Consider the following 752-nt stretch of genomic DNA (forward strand, 5'->3'; position numbering starts at 1 on the left):
ACACACCGAATAATGCGGCTTCTCTGCACAACGCGATTCGTCTGCTTAATGAGTCACCGTGGATGAAGGTCACAATGGGGCTTGAAGCCTTAAATGTCGCACAGCTATACAGCGCGGAACGCTGCTACATGCCAATCGCTCAATATTTATGTTCAGAGCATGCACCAACCAGTCATCACGGTGCCAAAGCGCGAAACAACGTCAAAGGATATGACCATGTCTAAAGCAATGACCAACATGTCACTTTTCGCGATTGCGTTAGTGATCAACAAAAGCATCAGCTTACTCATGTTGCCTGTGCTCCCACACTTTTTGACGCCAGAGCAAATGGGCAAACTCGAGCTACTGACCACTTTTGGCGTAGTGACAACCTTGTTGGTCAGCTTTGCTTTGCACGAAGCTCTCTATCGTTTTGTCGGCGTGGAGAAAGACGCACAAAAAAGAACCGTTTCTCTCAACCAACTTTATTCATTGTCGGTGCTGATCGCCGGCGCGGTGGCTGCGATTCTCCTGTTACTGATTGCGTTGCTTTCTATTCCTGAACCTTTTACGCGCATCGAATTTGCTGTTGTTACGCTTGCCATTGTTCTGGAGGGCAGCATTGCGATTGGCACGGCTTGGCTGCGCACTCAAGATGACAAAGCCAAAACACTGCTTCAAGTGATGGTGACGACGACTCTACTGCAAGTCACGTTTATCGTCGCGGCGCTTGCGCTGCACCCGCATGTCATCTCGGTGCTGATTGGCGGTCT

At 49.7% G+C, this 752-nt stretch carries 1 protein-coding gene and 1 pseudogene; both read left to right on the forward strand.

Going from position 1 to position 752, the window contains the following annotated elements; translation table 11 throughout:
• Positions 1-224: pseudogene (locus R7044_RS25140) on the forward strand (glycosyltransferase family 1 protein); the annotation flags it as partial.
• The coding region (locus R7044_RS25145; RefSeq protein WP_225455989.1) for a lipopolysaccharide biosynthesis protein at positions 217-752 on the forward strand (536 nt) is incomplete at its 3' end. The pseudogene R7044_RS25140 and the gene R7044_RS25145, both read left to right, overlap by 8 nt.

The sequence above is a fragment of the Vibrio sp. 1402 genome (assembly GCF_033340275.1).